Raw genomic sequence first — 20738 nt, 5'->3', positions numbered from 1 at the left:
ATTTTTTGTATTGCAACGTAGAGAACGTCCTGGCCGGAAGTATAGTTCATTTCACTTGTTGCTCTTTTTAAATATTGCTTCTGTAGTAATGCTATGCAATCACTTTCTACGCCAAAAACTATTAGTTCACATCGATGGAATAGCTGTTGTTTTTTTGGTATCCTATTTAATTGCCGGAGCGATAACGTATATTTTTTACAGGCGAAAAGATAATATCATTGGCTTGTATGAGAAACGGTCGGATATCGATTACAGTTATATAATGATAACTTATGGAATTATATCCTTTTCCATATTTTTAGGGGTTGTCCTTAAGTTTGGTGATTAGGCCTCTATGCTAAAACATTATCGGTCACTTTCGCAATATCCACACTTATCTTATTAATAAAGCCCAATTGCTCTTTAACCAGATTATCTGTAACCGTTGGATTAAATTCCCCGGTAGGCTCGGCTTTTTCGCCAATAAATTCGCAACGCTTGCCGTCTAACTTTTTGCTGGTTTCGTTTAGTGTATTAATGCTTTTCTTAACCAGTTTCAAAATGTCCGGCGTAGCTTTGTGCATGCCCTTGATCGTAATTTCGGAAGCTACGGTAGCTATGTATGATGACAGGATATGGTTTAACACCACAAACTTATGAATATCCTTAATATTACGCTGTTTGCTTTTGGGCTCGGATGTCATCCGCTCGAACGACGCCGATAAATTGGCCGACTGTACGTAAACCTCCTTACGGGCCAGTTTGTAAGCCGTTGTGGTTACCGTTTTACCGGTAATGCTTTCGGCTATTTTTACCAGGTAGTTCACATTGGCGTAAATAACGTGGGCAAGGCTTTTTTTAATATATTCAAATTCCCAGGTAGGAAATATAATGTAGCTGGCCGCAAAGGCAATGCTTGACCCAATCACCGTATCCACTATACGCTCGCCCACAATGTCCATGTGCCCAATACCCAAAATTTTGAATAGTATAAGCACGTATGGCGTCATGAAAATGACACTCACCACATAATTTAAACGCGAAAAGCTGTAAGTGCCTAGCATAAACAGCAACATGAATGCAAATTGCACTTTGCTGTTAGGGATGAATACCAATATAATCACCCCAATTATGCCGCCGGTTATAGTGCCCACTAAACGCTCATAATTGCGTTGCTTGGATAAACTGAAACCCGGTTTAAGGATTACGATAATGGTTAACAATACCCAATAACTATGGTGCCCCAGCGCCAGTACTTTAGCAGCCAAATAACCAACTAAACATACCAGCGATACCCTTAAAGCATGCTTAAAGGCTGTTGAATCCAGCGAAAAATTATCAAAGAAAATATGCGGCGCAAAATCCTGGTGACCAACAAATTTTGAATATTCTACCTCGCGCCAGTTCTCAACCAGTATATCTGAAGATGTGGAGTTGTAATAGTTAAATATGTTTTTGATCTCCTGGTTCAGGTCACGCAGATTGATCAATATCTTTTTTAATACCAGGTTGCTGGTTTCCTGCTCATTGCCTACAGCGTCAATTTTAAGCTTAAGCTGCTCAAGCGCGGGCATAAAATCATACAGTTTATTATAATCGGTGTTTGATTGTACGGCGTAGCCGATGTTTTCCAGCTCGTTGGCCATTTGGTGTACCAGGTGGGCCACATCGCTCAAAATACCGCTATCTTTAAACTTATCGCGTATTTGCTGGTAATCGTAATGGGTGGCCATGATGTGTTCAAACATATCCACCAGGTCAACAAATATTAAAACCAATACGCGGCTGGCATTGGTTGATTCGCGCACCATTACGCGGCTTTTAAACAGCAATTCCCTTACAGCATCCTGGTGTTGGCTAACGCGAATTTGTTGCAGCACCAGTTTATGGTAGTTGTCATCGAAGTTGGTATCAGGCAGATAAAAATCGGCCTTAATACGCAAAAATTTCACGATCTCTTTAATGTTCTCGCCTAATTCCTGCTGCGTGGCACGATAGGGGCGAATGCCAAAGAAAATCAAGCTAAACAGCATATACCATACCCCGCCGGCCAAAATAGTGGCGCTGTATTCCAAAACTTCATTAGGCGGTATAGCTTTATCGATCATAAATATCATGATCAACAAAGCCGCTGTACCCACTGATGCAGCACGATTGCCGTACACAATAAACATGGAGAACAGGAAAGAAAAAGCGGTGACCTCTAAACCTAAAGTATAAGGATCAAGCCGCGCGAAGCCCGTAGTTATAGCAACTATAAACATGCACAAATTACCAATAGCCATAGCGTTACGCTTATGTACAACAGGCCCGGGAGTATCAATCACACAAATACAAATGGCACCTAATGACATGGCAATCCCCATATCAAACAGATCAAACTGGGTAAGTATCAGGGCAGGAGCGAGTATACCTAGTGACATACGCAGGCCATCAGAAAAGTACTGACTGAAAAAGAAACTCTTAACCTCTTTACGTTGAATTACCACACTACAAATCTCGTTAAAATTGCTTAGATATTGTTTTGCAAAAATTTTATTGTTATGGTATTTTTATAATTAATATTAGTAGCAAGTACTATTTTTTTTAATAATAATTCAATTTTTGATGATATTTATTTAAATTCACACCGATTTAGTCGACATTAACTGATACCTCTTACTAACTATCTACTCAATTATAAAATTTAACTATGTCCTCAACGTTAAAACTCAGCCATCGCGAAACAGCTTTTAATAATGAAGTTGTTACCCGTTTTGAGTTATATAACAGCTTGTTTCAAACGCTGCCCTTTTACCAGGTAAAAGATACGGGTATTTTATTACCATTCTTTAGTTCGCATTGCGAAAAGGGTGCTATCAAGCAGCAATCTCCTACACAGATCATTGAGTCTTTTTTCAAAAAATATGTGCCGGATATTGATCATCAGGAACAATTAAACCGCCTTTTTCGTTTTATACAATATATAGAAAGACAGGTAGTATTGTTTGATGCTATTGAGGATTCATCGTTCAGTAAAATCGGTCGTGCAGAAGACGTAGGCACCTTACAAGGCCTATTACAGGCAGCATCTACCAGCGAGAATGTAAACGAAGCCATCAGCGAAAAATTGAAGAATTTTTCATTACGCCTTGTGCTTACCGCGCATCCTACACAGTTTTATCCTAGCACTGTTTTAGGTATTATGAACGATTTGATTGATGCGCTTAAAACAAACGATATCAATAATATAGACGTTTTACTTCAACAGCTGGGTAAAACGCCTTTCTTCAATAAAACATCGCCAACACCGGTTGATGAGGCTGTTAGTTTGGTGTGGTTTTTAGAGAATACATTTTATCACGCTATATCAGCCATCCAGACCAAACTTGAGGATGATTTTGATATTGACGAGAGCCGGGACAAACAGATATTGGAGCTTGGTTTTTGGCCGGGTGGCGACCGTGACGGTAACCCCAACGTAAACACTAAAACCACTCATGATGTGGCCTGCCTGTTGCGCCAGATAATCTTCCGTTGTTATTATCGTGATTTCAGGGTATTGAAACGCCGTATAACTTTCCGTGGTATTGAAACTACTATGGCTACGCTGGAAAGCTTGCTATACGAGAATGCTTTTAACAAGCAACAAGATGACGCTAAAGATCTGCAAGGCGAATTATTAAGCCTTTTACGTTCCGTGCGCGAAACTTTGATAACCAGCCACGATAGTTTGTTTGTTGATATAGTGGAGGATTTAATACAAAAGGTACGCCTGTTCGGTTGTTTCTTTGCTACGCTGGATCTGCGCCAGGATAGCCGTGTGCTGCGCGATGTATTAAAATATACTACCGGTAAAATTGATACCGGTTTGCCTGAAGGTTATTTAAAATTAAGCGAAGCTGAAAAATTAAAGGCTATCACGTTCAATAGCATCGACTTTAAGTGCCCTGATGATGCGGACGAACTAACCAAAGACACGCTGAATACCATTAGGTTGATGAAGGGAATTCAACGCACTAATGGCCAAAAAGCTTGTCAACGTTTTATCATCAGCAATTGCCAGCAGGCTTCAGATATTTTGCAGCTGATGAACCTGTTTTTATGGAGCGGTTGGGAAGCCGAGACATTAACTGTCGATTTTATGCCATTATTTGAAACCGTGAACGACTTGAAAGTTGCGGCCGAAGTAATGGAAAAACTATATACTCATCCATTTTACGCCGAGCATTTAAAACGCCGTGGTAATGCGCAGACGATAATGCTTGGCTTCTCTGATAGTACCAAGGACGGTGGTTACCTGATGGCCAACTGGTCTATTTACAACGCCAAAGTTGAATTGACCGCCATGGCGCGTAAATACAATATCGATCTGGCATTTTTCGACGGTCGTGGCGGCCCACCGGCACGTGGTGGTGGCAAAACACACCGTTTCTACGCATCAATGGGTAGCGAGATTGCTAATGATCATATACAGTTAACTATACAAGGTCAAACCGTGAGTTCGCAATATGGGTCCATAGAAACTGCCCGATTTAATATGGAGCAGTTGATTAATGCAGGGGTGGTATCCGCTTTAAAGCCTGACCCGAATGATGTATTGAGCGAAGGCCAAAAGGCGCTGATATCTGATATGGCGGCAGCCAGCCATAAACGCTTTATGGATCTGCGTACGCATGACTTATTTGTGGAGTATCTGGAGAAATTTAGCCCACTGAAATTGTTATCTAAGATCAATATCAGTAGCCGCCCTACCAAGCGTAACGCAAACGCACCTTTAAAACTGGAAGATCTTCGTGCTATCAGCTTTGTAACTTCGTGGAGCCAGTTGAAGCAAAGTATCCCGGGCTTTTATGGTGTAGGTACCGCTTTAAAGAAAATGAAAGATGAAGGTAACTGGGCCGAAATTGAAAATCTGTATCACAAATCGGGTTTCTTTAAAACGATGTTGGATAACTGCATCATGTCCATGTCTAAATCTGATTTCAGGGTAACGGCATATTTAGAAAAAGACGAAAAATTCGGCAAGTTTTGGAAACAGTTAAAAGACGAGTTTGAACTAACCAAAAGCTTGCTGCTTGAGTTGACGGGTACGGAAGTGTTAATGCAGGATTCGCCGGTTGATCGCCGCTCGATAGCCATACGTGAACGTATTGTATTGCCGCTGGTAATTGTGCAACATTACGCTTTGCAATGCCTTAACAACAACCCAAATGCTGAATTAAAAGAGGTTTATGACAAGTTGGTTATCCGCACAGTTTACGGCATAGTAAACGCCGGTCGTAACCTGGCATAATTAACAATAGTTTAAAAAACTTAATTTTTACGAGGGTTTTGCAAACCGATCATTCGCTTGATTGTTGTATTTGCAAAACCCTTTATAATGAGAAGTCTGCCATATATAATCCTTGTTGTTGTGTTATCGTTAACGCTACCATCTTGTAAAGACAGCAAAAAAGGAAAGAACTACAACGGGATGACCCTGGTTGACAAGCAAGCTTTAGACTTTATAAAAGAGGGCCTCGAAGGAGGCCGCACCGAGATCAGAGCTGCAGCCATTGCCTTGAAAAACTCAACAAACCCTGCTATTATAGCCTTAGCCGAAAAAATTACTGACGATCATACCCAGGCCGTTAACCAACTCAAGCAGATAGCCAGCGATAAAAATGTAATGACAGCCAATGTAATAGAGCCTGAACATAAGCGCATGCTTGCGGAACTGGAAGGCAAACTAGGTGTAGAATTTGACAGGGCATATACTGATGCTACCATAGCCCATCACCAGGAAGCTATCGGCCTTTATAAGAGTGTTGAGCATAATACCAGCGCAAAAATCCAGGCATTCGCCAAAAAAACATTACCCTTACTGCAAAAGCACTTAGATGCGGCACGAGAGATAAGTGCTGGCATGCGTTAAACATAGCGCCTTCTTTTTTGGTAAAAAGCCTAATACAATTGCGATAGATCATTATGCTATTACAAAAAGGCTTACATTAGTAATACCAATTAAAGTGCTTTCATGAATAAATTCGTTGTCGTTTGTTTACTTACCAGCTTAAGTTTCTTGGTCAGGGCGCAGCCTGCTCCAAAACCTTACGGACCGTTACCTACCGAGCGCCAACTACGCTGGCAGGAAACAGAGATGTATTGTTTGATACATTTTGGTCCGGATACGTATACCAACAAGGAGTGGGGTTTTGGCGATGAGAATCCTGCCGACATGACCCCAACGCAGTTTAGCGCCGTGCAAATTGCGGGCGCTGCTAAAGCAGGCGGTTTTAAAGGCATTATCGTAGTTGCCAAACACCACGATGGCTTTTGCCTTTGGCCGACCAAAACTACCGAACACAACATCAGCAAAAGCCCTTACAAAAATGGTAAAGGCGACCTGATGCAGGAATACCGCGAGGCCTGTGATAAGCTAGGCATGAAGCTGGGCGTATACTGCTCGCCGTGGGATAGGAATAGCCCGCTTTACGGCAAGCCCGAGTATGTTACTGATGTTTACCGCAAACAATTGAAAGAGCTTTACGGCAACTACGGTCAGCTGTTTATGGTTTGGCACGATGGCGCTAACGGTGGCGATGGTTATTATGGCGGTGCCAAAGAAACCCGTAAAATAGACCGCTCAACTTACTATGGCTGGGATGTCACCTGGGGCATAGCCCGCGCGCTGCAGCCTGGTGCCACTATTTTTGGCGACGTTGGCCCCGATGTGCGTTGGGTGGGTAATGAGCGCGGCATAGCGGGCGAAACGTGTTGGGCAACCTACACACCACACGCGCCCGAAGCCGGTAAAGAACCTGGTAACGGTTTTGTTCTGGATAAAGAAGGTACCGAGGGCCATCGCGACGGCAAGTACTGGATGCCTGCCGAATGCGACGTAGCCCTGCGCCCCGGCTGGTTTTACCATGCCGATCAGGATGATAAAGTAAAATCTCCCGCCACGTTGTTAGACCTATATTATAAAAGCGTAGGCAGAGGCGCATGCCTTGACCTGGGGCTTTCGCCAAACCGTTTAGGTTTGCTGCACGATAATGATGTGAAGTCATTGACCGATTTCGGCACCATCATCAAAAACACTTTCGCCAATAACCTCGCTAAAGGCGCCACACTAACCGCCAGCAATATCCGCGGAGCGAATAAGGCAAAATATGGACCTGTTAACTTAACAGATGGCGACAGGTACAGCTACTGGGCCACCGACGATAAAGTAACCACACCCCAACTAATCATCGACATGCGCCAGTCTAAGACTTTCAATGTTATCCGCTTGCGCGAGAATATAAAATTGGGCCAACGGATTGATGCGGTGGCTTTTGACGCGTTTACCAATGGCAAATGGGAGCAGATAGCTACCGCTACCAGTATTGGCGGTAACCGCCTGATCCGTTTGCCGCAGGACGTGACTACCGGCAAAGTGCGCCTGCGGGTAACTAAAGCTGCCGCTTGCGTGGCGCTAAGCGATATAGGTTTATTTAAAGAAGCTACATTATAACATCAACCAATAAAACCCAATATGAACATTATAAAACACACCCTAACCCTGAGCGCCGCCATTTGTATAGGCTTTACCGCGTCGGCGCAACATGCTTTATTTGATACGCTGGCCAAGCCTACCTTAATATCTAACCAATTTGCCTTTACCGAGGGCTGCTCGGTAGATAAGAACGGCGACGTCTTCTTTACCGACCAGCCCAATGATAAAATCTGGAAGTATGATGTGAAGAAAGCCGAACTATCTGTTTTTATAGATAAAACCGGCAGGGCTAACGGAACTTACTTTGATAAGAAGGGCAATTTGATAGTCTGTGCCGATGAAAAAGGTCAGCTATGGTCTATTAGCCCCAAAAAGGAAGTAACAGTGTTACTGGATAACGTAGAAGCCAAACAAATGAACGGCCCCAATGATATCTGGATGGATAAAAAAGGCGGCATCTACATGACCGACCCATATTACCAACGCGATTACTGGACCCGCAAGAAATCAGAATTGGATGGCCAGCATGTTTATTACCTCGCCAAAGGCAGCAAAATACCCGTTAAAGTAATTGGCGATATGAAGCAGCCAAATGGCATTGTAGGTACGCCCGACGGTAAGTACTTGTATGTATCTGATCTCGGCGCGCAAAAAACGTATCGTTATACCATTAACCCGGACGCTACTTTAAGCGAGCAAACCCTGCTATTCAGCCAGGGATCTGATGGGATGACTTTGGATGATCAGGGCAATATCTACATCACCGGCAGAGGAGTTACGGTGTATTCGCGCGAAGGGAAAAAGATAGCCAATATCCCAATTCAAGGTGGCTGGACAGGTAATGTTGTTTTTGGTGGTAAGAAAAGGGATATATTATTTATCGCTTCATCCAAAACGCTTTATATGTTAAAGATGAATGTGAAAGGGGTGGAGTAAAAAACTTAGTCATTACATCATTGGATCGTTAACGTAGAGACGCAATGTTTTGCGTCTCCCGGATGATAGGGATGAAGTTTATATATTGTCGCTTAAATGTCCTAAAGGAGACGCAAAGTATTGCGTCTCTACTTATTTGGCAGTGATGGTTAATGCCTCAACAAACTCATACCTCAATATCTTCTGCACATTCACACTGCTCACCAGCTTCCAATTTTTCTTCTCATTAACAAATACCGGCAGTTCGTATCCACTTCGCAAAGCGGCTTGTGTGTAAAAATCCTGCCGTGTAGGGTGTTGTGGCGATACAGCGTTATAAACTTCGCCAAATGCTTTTTGAGTTAATATAACGAGGCTGATACCAATACAATCAGTTAAATGAATCAAATTCACGGGCGCTTCGCCGTTCGCCATACCGCTTTTGCCGGAAAAAAAACGGCCCGGGTCACGATTGGGGCCTATCAATCCCCCAAAACGGACAATGGTAGTGGTGAAAGTGCTTTGCTCGTTTAACAAAGTCTCAGCAGCAAATAATACTTTGCCTGAGTCGGTATCCGGATCTGGAATATCCAGCTCCGTTACCTCGATATTATTATCAGCATACACCCCGGTAGAGCTTATAAGCACCACCTGCTTAATGTTATGGGTTTGAATGATGGGGATAAGGTAGCCTATTTTGTTCAGGTATTCGGCACCTTGCCCTGCACGTGCCCTTGGCGGGATGGATATCCAAAGTACATCGCATTCAAAAAAAGCGACGTCGTAAACTTTATTGTCGGGTTCCAGGTCTATCAGGAAGGGCTCAATTCCGGCATCGGCCATGGTTTGTAGTTTTTCTACCGTAGTGGTTGATCCTTTTACTTTAATGCCTGTGTTAACCAACGCCTTGGCCAATTCCATACCATACCAGCCGCAGCCTAAAATACTTACCGTCATGCCGGCAAATATCCTCATTTTTTAATTGCTGGATAAACTTTCGTCGACCCCCTGCGTTAATATTATATGAAAATGAAGAAAGAGATCATAGCCGGAGCGGCAGTTTTAGGTGTGGCAAGCATTGCTGCCCTGGCCGTTAGCGCTCAAAATACGCCACTGGCAACCGTACAATATGTCGATCTGGACGAGTACCTGGGCAAATGGTACGAGATAGCGGCCTTCCCGCAAAGCTTTGAACGCGGTTGTAGCCATACCGTTGCGGTTTACTCTAAAAATGACGATGGCAGCATACGTGTAACCAATACCTGCATTAAAAACGGTAAACCTAAAACCATAACCGGCAAAGCCACGGTGACCGATACCAAAACCAACGCTAAACTAGCGGTGCAGTTTTTCTGGCCGTTTAAAGGTAAGTACTGGATAATAGGGTTAGGGCATGATTATTCGTATGCGCTGGTTGGGCATCCTAACCGTAAATACCTATGGATATTAGGTCGTAAACCGGTAATGGATTCACAAACCTATAATCATTTGGTGACGTTGGCGGCTAATAAAGGTTTTGATGTGAGGAAGCTGTTGAAGACGGTGCAGGGCTAAGACACTCCGGAGACGCAAAATATTGCGTCTCTACAATTTATCCTTTATGTAGAGACACAATATTTTGTGTCTCTTTCTTTTTTTGAACTATTACTACCATAAATATCCCCCTTTCTTAGATTTTGTTACAACTAGCTTAAATCCGGTTACTTTATTGGTGCGTATTGACATTACCTTTGTTGTATCAAAACAACAAGGTATTCAAGATAGTATGTCAGCAACAGAACTACAACGAATTAAAACGATAGGCGAGTATCATCACTTAGCAGGATTGCCAAGGCCCGAGCATCCTTTAATTAGTGTGATCAATATGGCAGATATCCGCTGGGAGGCAAGCGACCCTGCCGCAACCCGTACGCTCGATTTTTATACCATAACTTTAAAAAGGCACAAAAAAACTAACTTCAGGTATGGTCAGCACCATTATGATGCCGGCGGAGGAGTGATGTACTTTATGGCGCCGGGGCAGGTATTTGGTGCGCCGCCAAAATACGATGAAGCGCACCAGGTGAGCGGCTGGGGCCTTTATATCCACCCCGACTTTTTGTGGAACACACCACTGGCCAAAACCATCAGGAAGTATGAATATTTTGATTACGCGGTAAATGAGGCCCTGGTGTTAACCGAAAAGGAGGAGGCAACGATGATCAACATCATTCAAAACATCCAGACCGAATATGATGCCAACATGGATAGGTTTAGCCAGGATATTATTATATCGCATATAGAAACGCTACTAAATTACTCCGACAGATTTTATAATCGCCAGTTTTTAACCAGTAAGATAGAGAGTAATCAAACGCTCGACCGGTTGGAAGACCTGCTAAACGATTATTTTAATGGCAAAGATCTGCTAGCCTTCGGTTCGCCCAGTGTACAATACGTAGCCGAAAAGTTAAATATCTCGCCAAACTATTTAAGCGGACTCTTAAAAACACTGACGGGGCGCAACACCCAACAGCACATACAGGACAAAATGCTGGAGAAGGCTAAGGAAAAGATTTCGACCACGGATCTTACCGTAAGCGAGATCTCGTATGAGTTAGGTTTTGATCATCCGCAATCTTTTAGTCGCTTGTTTAAAGCTAAAACCGGGCTCTCGCCGCTAGAGTTCAGGCAGGCTTTTAACTAATACCCGATAGCTAATTTACGCAAAACGTTATGCACCCATTAAGAAATTTAACACCGTTAAGTAAATGACAAATAAATGATACGCTATTAAAAAACTCGTATTACCTTTGCTTAACGCTGTTAAATAAATTAATAAGCGTAATAGCATGGCAAGTAAAGATAGAATAGCACGTTTAAAAGAAGAAACCAGGTGTAATATCCTGGATGCTTCGCTTAAAATTGTGAAAGAGGGGGGATGGGATGCCTTAAGTATGCGTAAGATAGCCGACGAGATTGAATATACGGCGCCTATCATTTACGAATACTATGCTAACAAGAGCGCCATTTTGCTGGAGCTTACTCGAAAAGGTTTTTTACTGTTAGGTAAAAAACTGGAAGAAGCCAAAGCAAAACATCGCCTGCCGGAAAAGCAACTGGAAGCAATGTGGATAGCCTACTGGGACTTTGCCTTTGCCGAACCCGAGCTATACAAGCTGATGTACGGTGTAGAAACCAGCTGTTGTGAGCTGGCTAAGAAACTACCGGAATCAGAGATCCCGACTGATTTATTTTGGGACTCGATAGTGGAGCTGATGCTGCCAAAGGTGGGTACCGAAAGCGAGGTTTGTGTATTATACTATACTTTTTGGTCGGTTATACACGGCCTGATCTCTATAAATATGGTTGACCGCGGTAATACCGACGAAACCAACCAACAAATACTGATGAATGCTATAAGCGGGATCATCAGATCTATAAAAGGATAACAAGTCCTAAATAGAATAAAATTTTTTACACATACAATAACATTGTTAAAGTATTTAACAGTGTTAAATTAAAGTCAACAACAAATTAATCTACCATAAACATCAATAATAATTAATACCATCATGACAAGTCCATCACGTCCTTACTCACTTAACACCGTTAAATTAATTAACAGTGTAATCGCTATCGCGATAGCTTTAGCATCATTAACCTTATTAAATAGTTGTTCATCATCGCCGGCCGCTGCGCCGGGAGCACCACCACCGCCGCAATTACCGGTTGAAGCGGTACAACAAACTACTGTGACCACTTACCAGGAATACCCTGCAGCTATAGAAGGCACCGTAAATGTGGAGATCCGTCCGCAGGTTAGCGGCGCATTAGACCGCGTTTTTGTTGACGAAGGCGCGTTGGTATCTGCCGGTCAGCCGTTGTTTAAAATTAACGAACAGCCTTTCCGCGCCGCGGTAAACAACGCATTGGCTAGTCTGCACGCTGCCGAAGCGGCTTTAGTAAACTCACAATTAGAAATAGATAAATTGACACCGCTTGTACAAAACAAAGTGGTATCAGATTATCAACTTAAAACCGCTAAGGCAGCTAACCAGATAGCTAAAGCCAATATCGAATCGGCCAAAGCAAACGTAGCTACCGCGCAAATTAACCTGGGTTATACGTTGGTAAAAGCGCCTGTTAACGGTTATATCGGCAGGCTTACTAAAAAACAAGGTAGCCTGGTATCGCCACAGGATGTTGAAGCTTTAACGCAACTGTCTGACGTGCATAACGTGCATGTTTACTTCTCGTTAGGCGAGAAAGACTTTGTGAACTTCAAATCGCAATACGCCGGCAACACTTTAAAAGACAAGATCAATAACCTGCCGCCGGTTAGCCTTTTACTGGCTGATAACAGCGAATACGCTAAAGCGGGCAAAATTGACATGATCGATGGTCAGTTTGATAAAACCACCGGGGCAATCACCGTTCGTGCCAGTTTTGCAAACGCGCAGGGTTTATTACGTTCGGGCAATACCGGTAAGATCCGTTTAAGCCTGCTGCATAACAACGCAGTAGTAGTACCCGAATCGGCCACTATAGAAATGCAGGACAAAGTATTTGTTTTCGCGCTGGCGGACAGCAATAAAGTTAAACGCGTGCCTATAGTTATTGAAGGCAAAAACGGCGGCAACTACATTGTAAAAGAAGGCCTGAAAGCCGGCGACCAGATTGTACTGAGCGGCATTGACAAACTACAGGAAGGTGCAGTTATCGTTCCGCAAAAAGCGACTGAGAAAGTAGCTAAGAACTAATTTTTAAGAATGAATCACGAGCCAGGAATCAAGATAGCATAGTTTAATACCCATAGGACATTCGTCTTGTCTCTTGGTTCTTGACTCTTGGCTCTCAAAAAAGACAACCATGTTTAAGATATTTATCAAAAGGCCCGTACTGGCAACCGTTATCTCCATATTATTGGTGATAGTGGGCGTGCTTGGCCTTTCTAAATTGCCCTTAGAGCGATTTCCGGATATAGCGCCGCCTGCGGTGCTGGTATCTGCTGTATACCCGGGCGCTAACGCCGAAACTATTTTACGTTCGGTAACCCCATCACTAGAAGAAGCCATCAACGGTGTTGAAGGCATGACCTACATGACCTCAACTGCAAGTAACGACGGTACCCTGGGTATCACGGTTTACTTTAAACAGGGTACCAACCCAGATCAGGCGGCGGTTAACGTTCAAAACCGTGTTTCGCAAGCCTCAAGCCAGTTACCTGCAGAGGTACTGCAATATGGCATTACTACCACCAAACAGCAAAATAGCTTTATTGGTGCCATAGCGATCTACACTGAAGATCCTAAAAAGTACGACCAGACCTTTGTTGCCAACTACGCACAGATCAATATCATTCCCGAAATTAAACGTATCCCGGGTGTGGGTTCTGCAAGTGTGTTTGGTGGTATTAAAGATTACTCGATGCGTGTTTGGTTAAATCCAAGTCAGCTGGCAGCCTACAAAATTACCCCTGCCGAAGTAATGGCAGCCATACAGGACAAAAACCTGGAAGCGGCCCCGGGTAAACTTGGCGTGCAAAGTAACGAAGCTTTCGAGTATGTAATTAAGTACAAAGGTAAACTCACCAAACCCGAAGAATACCAAAACATCGCTATCCGCGCTAATGCCGATGGTTCTGTACTGCATTTAAAAGATGTGGCGCGTGTTGAATTGGGTACCTATTCATACACCAGCGCCAGTCACCTTAACGGTCACGATGGCGTTATCATCGGTGTTATCCAATTATCAGGTTCAAACGCTAACGAGATCCAGATAGCGGTTGATAAGGTGCTTGAAAAAGCATCGAAGGATTTCCCGGTTGGTATCAAATACAACCAGTTCTACCGTACTAAAACAGATTTGGACGAATCTATCAGCCAGGTTGAACATACCCTGATAGAGGCATTTATATTGGTGTTTATCGTGGTGTTTATCTTCCTGCAAGACTTTAGGTCGACGCTGATCCCGGCCATAGCGGTTCCGGTGGCAATTATAGGTACATTCTTTTTCATGAACTTGTTTGGCTTCTCGGTGAACTTGTTAACGCTATTTGCACTCGTCTTGGCCATAGGTATTGTGGTGGACGATGCCATTGTGGTGGTGGAGGCGGTGCATGCCAAAATGGAGCACAATCCAAGCCTTTCGCCACGGGATGCAACATCGCAGGCCATGCATGAAATAACCGGTGCTATTATATCAATTACCCTGGTTATGGCGGCAGTATTTTTACCGGTTAGTTTCATGACGGGGTCGACAGGTATATTTTACCGCCAGTTTGCATTGACCATGGCTATTGCCATCCTAATATCGGCTGTTAACGCTTTGACGTTAAGCCCGGCATTGGCAGCTTTGTTCTTAAAGAACAAACATACCGGCGAAAGTCATGACGCACCGAAAAAAGGCTTCGTAGAGAAATTTTACGCGGGCTTTAACGGCAGTTTTAATTACATGACTGATAAATACATCATCGGTGTAAAATCGCTCATCAAAAATAAATGGGTTGCTGTATCGGGCCTTGCGTTAGTAATCGTTGCCAGCGTTTACCTGGTACGTACTACCAAATCTGGCTTTATCCCTACAGAGGATCAGGGTTTCGTGGCGATAGCGGTTTCTACACCATCAGGGACATCGCTTGATGGTACCAACAAAATATTTAAACAGGCCGAAGATCAGCTGAAAACAATGCCTTCATCAAGGTTTGTTACCGCGTTATCCGGTTTTAACTTCTTGACCCAGTCTAGCAGCCCATCAGCCGGTGTTATCTTCCTGTTGTTGAAACCTAATGAGGAGCGTGGCGATGTTAAAAATATCGACGAGATCCAGAACATTGTAAGGGGCAAATTAGCCGGTATACCGGGTGGTACGTTCTTCGTGTTTAGTTTCCCTACGGTGCCGGGCTTTAGCAACGTGGAAGCGCTTGATGTAATGCTACAGGATAAAACCAACGGTAGCTTAGACAAGTTTAGCGGTATAGCCAACGGCTTTATAGGCAAACTGATGCAGCGTCCGGAGATCGCGTTCGCGTTTACATCTTACAAAGCAGATTACCCGCAGTTACAGTTAGAAGTTGACGATGAAAAAGCCAACCAATTAGGCGTAAGCGTTAAAGATATCCTAACCACTGTACAGGCTTATTTTGGTACTGCTCAAGCGTCAGACTTTAACCGCTTTGGTAAATACTATCGTGTGGTGGTACAGGCTGATATCGCCGACCGTACCGATGCCTCAGCTATCGACAGGGTATTCGTTAAAAATAACAAAGGCGAAATGGTACCGGTAAATACACTGGTGAAATTTAAACGCGTATTTGGCTCAGAAACTGCTTCAAGGTATAACCTGTTCAACTCTATCCAGATCAACGCCATACCAAAACCTGGCTTTAGCTCGGGCGACGCGATCAAGGCTATTGAGGAGACCGCTAAACAAGAATTGCCACAAGGCTTTGCTTACGAATTCTCGGGCCAAACCCGCGAGGAGATCAGCTCTGGCGGTCAGTCAACCATCGTGTTCCTGATGTGTTTGGTGTTTGTTTACTTCCTGCTGGCTGCGCAGTATGAAAGTTATATCCTGCCATTGGCGGTTATCCTTTCAATCCCTACAGGTATTTTAGGTGTGTTTGTGGTGCTAGGCTTAACTGGTATCGAAAATAACATCTACGTACAGGTAGCGCTCATCATGCTCATCGGTTTGCTGGCGAAGAATGCCATCCTGATCGTAGAGTTCGCGGTGCAGCGACGAAACGCGGGGCTATCACTGGTATCCGCCGCTATCGAAGCATCAAAAGCAAGGCTGCGCCCAATTGTTATGACCTCGCTGGCCTTCGTATTCGGTTTATTCCCGATGAGTATCGCTACAGGTCCGTCGGCACAAGGTAATCACTCTATCAGTATTGGTGCCGCGGGCGGGATGGTTTCGGGTGTATTATTGGGCTTGTTCATCATCCCGGTACTATTCGTGATCTTCCAGGGTTTACAGGAAAAAATAACCGGCGTACCGCTGGCCGTTTTAAACCGCGACGACGAGCATAATCATCATCACAACAACCACGTACCTGCACACGAGCCCGAACTGGTTTAATTTATAAAGTATAAGACAATGAAAAACTATATAAACATATCCCTAATCACACTTGCAGCGCTTTTACTAAGCGCCTGCAAGGTGAGCAAGGATGTAAAAACACCGCAGGACGCTGCGCCTGCGGTGTTCAGAAACGCTACTACAGATACCACCAGCATTGCTGATGTACCCTGGAAAACTTTCTTTACCGACCCTACACTACAAACATTAATTGATAGTGCTATCGCAAAAAACTACGATATGCAGATAGCGGTGAAAAACATTGAAGCATCACAACAATTGCTTAAACAGGTTAAATGGAACTACGTACCTACCATTAACGCCAACGTTACAGCAAGCAGTAATCGCCCCAGCGATAACAGCGTTACCGGCTTAAGCCTTGGCGCGTTTGGCGTGGGTAGTAAGCATATCGAAGATTACTCGGCCAATCTTTCATTATCATGGGAGGCCGATATTTGGGGCAAGATACGTAACCAAAGCAAAAGCGCTTTGGCTGCGTACCTGCAAACGCAGGAAGCCCGTAAGCTGATCCAAACCAACGTTGTTGCCGGCGTATCGCAAGGTTATTATAACCTGTTAATGCTGGACGCACAGTTAGCTACGGCGCAAAAAAATGTGCGTTTAAATGATAGCACGTTGCGTATTATCAAACTACAGTTTGATGCCGGGCAGGTAAGTTTGTTGGCTGTGCAGCAGGCACAGGCACAGTTACAGGCCGCAAGCCAACTGGTGCCGCAGTTTGAACAGGATATCCAGTTGCAGGAAAATGCCATCCGCGTGTTAAGCGGCTCGTTACCCGATAAGGTTGCCCGCACGGCTGCTTTAAACGATGTCTCCTTCGGTGATAATTTATCAGCCGGTGTGCCATCAGCTTTGCTTAACCGCAGGCCCGACGTTAAAAGTAGCGAACTGGCTTTAACTATCGCTAACGCTAATGTGGGCCTAACCAAAGCCGAAATGTATCCCGCGTTGCGTATAACTGCCAGCGGCGGCGTAAACTCATTCAAAGCGGATAACTGGTTTAACATACCGGCATCATTATTTGGTGTGGTATCGGGCAGCGTATTGCAGCCGTTATTAAACAAAAAAACTTTGCGTACCCATTATAACGTTGCGCAGATCAATCGCGAAAAAACTGTATTGCAATTCCGCCAGACCGTATTAAACGCGGTAGGCGAGGTGAGCGATGCCTTGGTACGTATTGATAAATTGAAAGAGCAACAGGATATTGCCGCTAATCGCGTAGCTACATTACAGCAAGCCACAGGTAATGCCAACCAGTTATTTAAAAACGGCATGGCTAACTACCTGGAAGTGATAACCGCGCAGGGCAATGTTTTGCAAAGCGAATTACAATTAGCATCCATCAAAACAGCACGATTAAACGCCGTTGCCGACCTATACCGTGCGCTTGGCGGTGGCTGGCGGTAACGATAGCGTAAACAATCGATTGCTATTTTAAAAAGATATTAGGAGTTTTATCGGTATTTGAATACTTTTAGCGGTGCTTAATAAGCATACCCGAAAATCAAAACCAATAAAACTCCTTTATCAATGAAATTAAAACTTTTTAGTTTTTTAAACACTACCTTACTTGTGGTGTTGGCCGGTATTAGTTTGGCCAATGCGCAGGTAAAGCCTCGTGTACTGGTGTTTACTAAAGCTGCGGGTTTCCCGCATGATTCGCGCCCGGCTGGTGCTGCCGCTATTACCAAACTAGGTAATGAAAATAACTTCGCGGTAGACACCACTTCTGATGCAAAAAAGATCGAAGAATCAAACCTGAAAAAATACGCCGCGCTAATATTTGTAAGTACTACCGGCGATATGCTAAACAATGTTCAGCAAACCGATCTGCAACGCTACATACAAGCCGGTGGCGGTTTTGTGGGCATTCATGCCGCTGCAGATGCCGAATACGACTGGCATTGGTACGGCCGTATGGTGGGTGGATATTTCGCACATCACCCCGCACAACAGAATGCTACTTTAACCGTGGTTGATAAAACTCATATTTCAACCAGTATGTTACCCACCGAATGGAAACGCTGGGACGAATGGTATCACTACAAAAACGTAGCTAAAGACCTTCACATCCTGATCAACCTGGAAGAATCAAGCCTGAAATATAACGAAGGCGATAAAAAATTCGCTATGGGCGCCAGCCATCCAATCGCCTGGTATCATGATTTTGAAGGCGGCCGCGTGTTTTACACAGGTTTGGGTCACACTAAACAATCTTTTACCGAAGATTTCTTTTTACAACATTTGCTAGGCGGTATTAAATATGCCATCGGCAAAAATGCACCTTTAAATTACAGTAAAGCCAAAGTTCAGCGCGTACCTGATGCGAATCGCTTCAGCAAAAAACAATTATCTGTTGGTGGCGAATTTGATGAACCTACCGAAATGAGCATTTTGCCTAATCTTGATATTTTGGTGGCGCAGCGTAAGGGCCAGATTTTGTTGTATAGTAACACCACAAAGAAGACTAAGCAAGTTGGTTTTATCCCGGTATATCATCATGTACTTAAAGCGCAGGGTGTAAATGCCGAAGAAGGTTTGTTAGGTATTAAAATAGATCCTGACTTTGCGAAGAATCATTTTGTTTACGTGTTTTACAGCCCGGTTGATACGTCAGTAAACCGTTTATCCCGCTTTACATTCACCAACGGTAAAATTGATAGCAAAAGTGAGAAGGTGATCCTGCAGTTAGGTACCACCCGCGAAATTTGCTGCCATACCGGTGGCTCTATCGCCTTTGGTAAAGATCATATGCTTTATGTGTCGCAAGGTGATAACACTACGCCGTTTGATGAGCCGAGCGGTGGTAAAAAGATACCTAACACGTATTCGTTCGCTCCGCTGGATGATCGCCCGGGCTTTGAACAGTATGACGGTCGCCGTGGCTCAGGTAATACCAATGATCTGCGTGGTAAGATCATGCGTATAAAAATTAACCCTGATGGCAGCTATAATATTCCCGAAGGAAACCTTTTCCCTAAAGGAACTGCTAAAACCCGTCCCGAGATTTATGTAATGGGTAACCGTAACCCTTACCGTATTTCGGTGGATAGCAAAACAGGGTTTTTATACTGGGGCGAAGTTGGCCCGGATGCCAGCAATGATAGTTTAGCTACACACGGTCCGCGTGGTTATGATGAGGTTAACCAGGCACGTAAGGCCGGTAACTTTGGTTACCCGTTGTTTGTAGGTAATAACTACCCTTACCGTGCTTATGATTATGCAACCGGTAAAGTAGGTGAGCCCTTTGATCCTGCTCGTCCGGTGAACAACTCCCGCAACAATACCGGTTTAGAAGTATTGCCACCTGCACAACCGGCATTTATCTGGTACCCGTACGCAGCATCGCCCGATTTCCCGCAGGTAGGTTCAGGTGGTCGTAACGCTATGGCGGGTCCGGTTTATCATTCAGAAAACTATAAAACCGCTGCCGGCAGATTACCGGATTACTATAACGATAAATTATTTATTTACGATTTTGTGCGCGGTTGGATAAAAGCGGTTACCATGACACCTGATGGCGATTATGATACCATGGAGCCATTTGTTGAGGGTACCAAATTCAATTCCATGATCGATATGGAAATGGGCCCTGACGGTAAGATCTATGTCTTAGAATATGGTAACAGCGACGGCTGGTTCAAGAAAAATAAAGATGCCGGTATATCACGCATTGAATACAATGCAGGCAACCGCGCTCCTGAAATTGCATCGCTTAGCGCGGATAAAACCTATGGCAATTTGCCTTTAAAGGTACAGTTATCAGTAAAAGCAACCGATCCCGAAAAGGATAAAATGACCTACACCTGGAACCTGGGCGGCGGCGTGAAAAAAGTTACTACCGTGCCAACTGTAGCACATACCTACACAAAAAAGGCCGAATATAAACCAACTGTAACGGTTAAGGATAGCAAACTGGCATCAGCCATCAGTAAGCCGGTGTATATAGCGGCAGGAAGCAGCGAAGAGCCAATTGATCCGTCATTACCTTTCGCAGCGGGCAAAGCCTTAATGGCATCGTCAGATTGCAAGGCCTGTCACAGTACAGAAGCGGTATCTATAGGTCCGTCATTTACGCAAGTGGCCAATAAGTATCAAAAAAATAAGGCAACTTATTCAACCTTAATTACCAAAATTCAAGGCGGTGGTACCGGTGTTTGGGGCGATACGGTGATGCCGGCTCACCCAAGCTTAAAAGCCGAAGAGATAACACAAATATTGGATTGGGTGTTTTCATTAAAAGCTAAAAAATAATAGCACCCTACATCAAAACTAAAGGCCGGAGCATCATGCTTCG

General features: G+C 44.0%; 13 protein-coding genes. 11 read left to right on the top strand and 2 right to left on the bottom strand.

Annotated elements, in window-relative coordinates:
* Positions 1–332: 332 nt before the first annotated feature.
* Complete coding sequence (locus AC59JT_RS08925; protein ID WP_497397908.1) at positions 333–2468, bottom strand: FUSC family membrane protein; 2136 nt, start codon at positions 2466–2468, stop codon at positions 333–335.
* 203 nt (positions 2469–2671) lie between these two features.
* On the opposite strand from AC59JT_RS08925, the gene AC59JT_RS08920 reads away from it, so the two are divergent.
* The 4 genes from AC59JT_RS08920 to AC59JT_RS08905 all read left to right on the top strand — a co-directional run bounded on the left by AC59JT_RS08920 (position 2672) and on the right by AC59JT_RS08905 (position 8374).
* A complete protein-coding gene (locus AC59JT_RS08920) occupies positions 2672–5254 on the top strand; it encodes a phosphoenolpyruvate carboxylase (RefSeq protein ID WP_497397906.1) in 2583 nt (860 codons plus the stop codon).
* Between the two features lie 87 nt (positions 5255–5341).
* The gene (locus tag AC59JT_RS08915) at positions 5342–5875 is read left to right on the top strand and encodes a DUF4142 domain-containing protein (protein WP_497397904.1); all 534 of its coding nucleotides are present in this window, start codon (positions 5342–5344) and stop codon (positions 5873–5875) included.
* Between the two features lie 102 nt (positions 5876–5977).
* Positions 5978–7456, top strand: a complete 1479-nt coding sequence (locus AC59JT_RS08910) for an alpha-L-fucosidase (RefSeq protein WP_497397902.1) — start codon at positions 5978–5980, stop codon at positions 7454–7456.
* 21 nt (positions 7457–7477) lie between these two features.
* Positions 7478–8374: an SMP-30/gluconolactonase/LRE family protein gene (locus tag AC59JT_RS08905; protein WP_497397900.1), complete on the top strand. Its 897-nt coding sequence runs from the start codon at positions 7478–7480 to the stop codon at positions 8372–8374.
* Between the two features lie 132 nt (positions 8375–8506).
* Here AC59JT_RS08905 and AC59JT_RS08900 read toward each other — a convergent pair whose 3' ends face one another.
* The gene (locus tag AC59JT_RS08900; protein WP_497397899.1) at positions 8507–9328 is read right to left on the bottom strand and encodes an SDR family oxidoreductase; all 822 of its coding nucleotides are present in this window, start codon (positions 9326–9328) and stop codon (positions 8507–8509) included.
* Between the two features lie 54 nt (positions 9329–9382).
* Between AC59JT_RS08900 and AC59JT_RS08895 the strand changes: the two genes are divergently transcribed.
* The 7 genes from AC59JT_RS08895 (at position 9383) to AC59JT_RS08865 (ending at position 20695) form a co-directional block, all read left to right on the top strand.
* On the top strand, positions 9383–9907 hold the full coding sequence (locus AC59JT_RS08895; RefSeq protein WP_497397897.1) for a lipocalin family protein: 525 nt from the start codon (positions 9383–9385) through the stop codon (positions 9905–9907).
* Between the two features lie 211 nt (positions 9908–10118).
* Positions 10119–11039, top strand: coding sequence for a helix-turn-helix domain-containing protein (locus tag AC59JT_RS08890; RefSeq protein WP_497397895.1), 921 nt, complete (start codon positions 10119–10121; stop codon positions 11037–11039).
* A 145-nt stretch (positions 11040–11184) separates the two neighbouring features.
* Complete coding sequence (locus AC59JT_RS08885) at positions 11185–11784, top strand: TetR/AcrR family transcriptional regulator (protein ID WP_497397893.1); 600 nt, start codon at positions 11185–11187, stop codon at positions 11782–11784.
* A gap of 123 nt (positions 11785–11907) precedes the next feature.
* Positions 11908–13095, top strand: coding sequence for an efflux RND transporter periplasmic adaptor subunit (locus AC59JT_RS08880; protein ID WP_497397891.1), 1188 nt, complete (start codon positions 11908–11910; stop codon positions 13093–13095).
* A gap of 109 nt (positions 13096–13204) precedes the next feature.
* Entirely contained in the window at positions 13205–16417 is a 3213-nt protein-coding gene (locus AC59JT_RS08875) for an efflux RND transporter permease subunit (protein WP_497397889.1), read from the top strand.
* An 18-nt stretch (positions 16418–16435) separates the two neighbouring features.
* Positions 16436–17848, top strand: coding sequence for an efflux transporter outer membrane subunit (locus AC59JT_RS08870; RefSeq protein ID WP_497397887.1), 1413 nt, complete (start codon positions 16436–16438; stop codon positions 17846–17848).
* Between the two features lie 123 nt (positions 17849–17971).
* Positions 17972–20695 (top strand): ThuA domain-containing protein, encoded by a 2724-nt coding sequence (locus AC59JT_RS08865; RefSeq protein WP_497397885.1) that lies wholly within the window; start codon positions 17972–17974, stop codon positions 20693–20695.
* Positions 20696–20738: the final 43 nt, after the last annotated feature.

The sequence above is a fragment of the Mucilaginibacter sp. A3364 genome, assembly GCF_059690715.1.
The sequence above is the reverse complement of the archived record's forward strand: the minus strand, read 5'-3'. Positions and strand labels throughout refer to the sequence as shown.